Consider the following 4,077-nt stretch of genomic DNA (forward strand, 5'->3'; position numbering starts at 1 on the left):
TAAAACATATAGATAAAAATTGTTGAAAAAATCGGAAATTCAATTAATAGTGAAATAAAGAAAATGAAAAATTTTTCCAAAAAGAATTACCCCTTTTTCTTCTCAAGTCCTTTTATACTATTGTACACAAGTTCAATTGTCGGTACATTTATTTTTTTATTAATTGCCAATTTTTTAACAAATCCTAGCATACTTTCAATTTCTGTTTGTCTACCATGAAATAAATCTCGATTCATTGATGAGTAGTTTTCTTTCGTTTTCTCACATATATCTACTAATTTTTCCCATTCTTTTTTGTTATTTAAATCTAGGATCGTTGCAACCTCATTAAATAATAATTTACTAATTGGTTTAAAATACTCATTAGTGATTAATTCACCATTGCGAACGTTCAATATAGACGTTAAAGGGTTAATAACACAATTTATTAAACACTTTTGTTTAAGTATATACTCCCAATCATCTTGGCTTTTGATTGGAAACTCAGCTGTATGTAAACTTGATAAATGATTTAAAGCATCTATATTCCCTTTTATTTGTCCAATTCGAATTATCCCTTTACCAGTATGTGTGATTTCATTCGGAGAAGTTTTTAATGCACCGTGTTCAACGATACCTATAAAGCAATTTTGAATGGGTAAATTTTTAACGATTTCAATATGAGACATTCCATTTTGGAGAAATAATATATTCTCACCCTCATATTGATATAACGTGTTAACAATTTGATTTAAATGATATTGCTTAACACAAACAATTAATAGATCGAACGTGTTTATTTTAGGTAATAATTTATTTGCTGTTATACACATTTGTTTCGTTTTTTCATCTACTGAAAGTATAACACCAAAGTTATTTATAAGATTTGCCTGTTCTTCTGTTCTCGTAAATAATGTAACATTATGTTTATTTTGATACAAATACGATGCTGTAAGAAGACCGACGGCACCACCACCAATTATGCCTATTTTCATTGATTTCTCCAATCGAAAAATTATTTTTCCACTATTATCTTTTTGATAATAAATTTACACCGAATCTATCTTTTTTTAAATTTAATTGTACGATATAATTATATTTAAAATATTAAAAATTTACATTCTTTTTAAGGGGGAGCTTTTTTGAACATCAAGATAGAACGTTTACAAATAAATTTTAAAACACTTGAACAATTTCAGCAATTTTCCGGTTACGGTTTACAAGAGCTATCAATGCTTGAAGATCTTGAATCAAATTTAATTGATAACGAGTTTCAATCTCCTTTCTACGGTATTTACTTAGGCAAGGCACTTATTGCCCGAATGAGTTTATATACACATAGTGAAAATAATGAAGAAATAATTGAAATTAATAAAATGGAAGTTCTACCTTATTATCAAAAGAATGGGTACGGAAAAGAATTAGTAAATTTCGCTAAATCGTTTAAGAAAACAATTAAAACGATACCAAGAGCAAATTCAAATGAATTTTGGAAAAAACAAGGTTTCATTGAGGCAGATTCTGAATTTGTCATTTGGAAACCCGAAAATAAATAAAGACAAAAAAACTCAACACCCCTTTAGGAGATGTTGAGTTTTTTCATTTTATTTAACCTTTGTGTCATTTTTAGAACTTACATTTACTATTTTTCGTTTTTGATCTAAAAAATCAAATAAATGTTCATATTCACTTTGGAGTTCATTTAGTTTTTCAACTAATTGTTGCTTTTCAATTTTCAATTGCTCATTTTCTTGTTTATATTTTAATAGCTTTTTTTCTAAAGATTGTATATCTTTAATTCGTCCACTGGCATCAACTTTTAATCTCAAATATTCAAGGAATTTATATACTGACTCAAAGGTTATTTCGGAATGGCCTTTTTCTGTTGTAGCTTCTTCATGAATCTCATTTGTAATGATTTCCGAATCGTGCGTTGGTTCTACCTCGTTTGAGGGAACAGCTTGTTTTTTACTACTATTTTTTGCTTTTTCAATCTCTTCTTTATAGAACTTTCTAACAAATGAATTCCACCGGTAACCGCAAGCAGCAGCAGTCCTTGATAAGTTCTTTGCTACAACTTTAAATGCCATTAATTGAGTTGACCCTTCATTTATCGTTTTTAAAACTACTTCAGCTAAGTAGTTATCTTCATCTTTTGTCCATGCATCCTGGCGATTTGCAACCATTTGCAATCCCCTCCAATTTCTTATGCAATAAGCAGATTTTACTAATTCATATGCACAAAAAAATGAAGGTAGAAGATTACTTTTCCAATTTTTTTGTAAATTGTTCGATATTTTTTATATGTTCATCTGAAAACCAAAGTGGCATAGCAGAAATAACTTCTTCGTCCATTCTTCTCTTAAGATTTTGCTCAGTCCATTTACGAATAAGTATTTTTTTATTTTGATGATGAATTTGTGCTGGAATACTTTTAGCTAAACTAATAAAGCTTTCATTATGTAAACTTGTTAAATCTTTTGATAGTTCATGTATAAAGCCGATCTTCTTAGCTTGAAATGCGGTGTAAATATTTGAGGATGATAGTAATGTAATCCAATCTTGATGACTCATTTTTTCTTGAAGTATGGTACCTCCACCCCATGAGGTTGGGATTCCCATTCTACCTTGAATAAATCCTATTTTTGCATGATGACTCGCGTATCTAAAATCGAATGCACTCGCCAATTCACAGCCACCACCTAAAGCATATCCATTAATAAAACAGATTGTAATTTGAGGTAACATAGCTATTTGATAAATCACTTCACACATTTTTAGATTAAAAGATTCCAATCCACTTAAATTATTTTTAAACTTTAAGATTGTGTTTAAATCCCCACCGGTACAAAAATATTTCATACCCTCCCCAGTTAAAACAACTAATTTACTTTGGGATTTCATTCGGATTTCTCGGATAATTTCAGAAAGTTTTTCTACCGTATTTTCATCAATGCAATTCCCGTAATTAGGCCTATTTAAAAATATATAATCTATTTCATCTCTTTGATAAGTAATTACTTCAGACATTGGAATCCCTCTCTCTTTACCTAGTTTCCTATTAGTTTTTATTATACTATACAGAAATTGAAATGGGCAGAGGTAAGAGGAAGCATGATTTTAGAGAATTCGTCATAGACAAACTACATTTAAAGGCAAAAGGAAAAGCACATAGTTTCCTATGTGCTCATTCAAAGACTAGCTTATTTGCTAAGTACTTGTTTTCCTTTGTAGTGTCCGCATGATTTACATACGCGGTGTGCTAATGTTAATTCACTACAGTTTGGGCATTCAACCATTCCAGGTACCGCTAATTTAAAATGCGTACGACGCTTTCTTTTTACAGTTTTGGACGTTCTTCTTGCAGGTACTGCCATTGATCCCACCTCCTTAAAGTCAGTGTTTGTTATGAAGCCGGTTATCCGGTACTTCTCAATTATCTTGTTTGTCAAAAAATTTTGCTAAACCAGCAAGTCGAGGGTCAATTTTTTGCTCTACTTCGACATGTTCCCTAACTTCCCAATCTGTACCTGACGTTGGAGCTGTTTCTTTCCCCTCAACATCCTCCGCATAAACCTGCATTGGAATCTCGGCTAAGATACATTCCTCAATCACTGGGGTTAAGTCTAACACGTCACCCTCTAGGATGTGAAAATTCTCATCTTCACTTTTCCATTCAGATGTTGTAAAAAATGTTTCTGTTGTGGTAATCGACAAAGGATATTTTACATCAACTAATGTTCTTACACAAGGTAAAATTAAATATCCAGTTATTGTTAAATGAAACGTATAACGGTTCGTTCCAAAATCAACTCGTCCAGTAACTCGAATTGGAGAAACCTCTCGAATATCAGTATTACGTTCCTTTATTTGACTTACATCAATTGTCTCATCTAAATTTAAACCTTTATGTCTTAATTTCTGCAACTGGTACACTGACCATTTCATAAATAAACCACCTCAAGGCAACAATGAAAATTATATATTCTTTATAATCACTTGTCAATATTTTTTCTTTACACTATTGAAATGTGGAACAAGCTTGCCCAGCTCTGAAGGGAATATCTCCATTCAGCTGAAGAAGTGGCGCTCTTTCCA

General features: G+C 31.2%; 6 protein-coding genes. 1 reads left to right on the forward strand and 5 read right to left on the reverse strand.

Translation table 11 applies throughout. The features are described 5' to 3' along the window. Positions 1-86: 86 nt before the first annotated feature. Positions 87-974 (reverse strand): 2-dehydropantoate 2-reductase, encoded by an 888-nt coding sequence (locus CN514_RS24020; RefSeq protein WP_098234729.1) that lies wholly within the window; start codon positions 972-974, stop codon positions 87-89. Positions 975-1,121: 147 nt separating this feature from the next. On the opposite strand from CN514_RS24020, the gene CN514_RS24025 reads away from it, so the two are divergent. Further along, entirely contained in the window at positions 1,122-1,535 is a 414-nt protein-coding gene (locus CN514_RS24025) for a GNAT family N-acetyltransferase (RefSeq protein ID WP_248266466.1), read from the forward strand. 48 nt (positions 1,536-1,583) lie between these two features. On the opposite strand, the gene CN514_RS24030 is transcribed toward CN514_RS24025, so the two are convergent. The 4 genes from CN514_RS24030 to CN514_RS24045 form a co-directional block, all read right to left on the reverse strand. Continuing rightward, positions 1,584-2,165 (reverse strand): RsfA family transcriptional regulator, encoded by a 582-nt coding sequence (locus CN514_RS24030; protein ID WP_098234730.1) that lies wholly within the window; start codon positions 2,163-2,165, stop codon positions 1,584-1,586. A gap of 76 nt (positions 2,166-2,241) precedes the next feature. Further along, entirely contained in the window at positions 2,242-3,009 is a 768-nt protein-coding gene (locus CN514_RS24035; RefSeq protein ID WP_098234731.1) for an enoyl-CoA hydratase/isomerase family protein, read from the reverse strand. Between the two features lie 173 nt (positions 3,010-3,182). Next, entirely contained in the window at positions 3,183-3,356 is a 174-nt protein-coding gene (gene rpmF, locus CN514_RS24040) for a 50S ribosomal protein L32 (protein WP_025672195.1), read from the reverse strand. Positions 3,357-3,411: 55 nt separating this feature from the next. After that, the gene (locus tag CN514_RS24045) at positions 3,412-3,927 is read right to left on the reverse strand and encodes a YceD family protein (protein ID WP_098234732.1); all 516 of its coding nucleotides are present in this window, start codon (positions 3,925-3,927) and stop codon (positions 3,412-3,414) included. Between the last annotated feature and the right edge of the window lie 150 nt (positions 3,928-4,077).

Origin of the sequence: Bacillus sp. AFS001701 (assembly GCF_002559405.1) — a bacterium.
Classification (GTDB): domain Bacteria; phylum Bacillota; class Bacilli; order Bacillales; family Bacillaceae_G; genus Gottfriedia.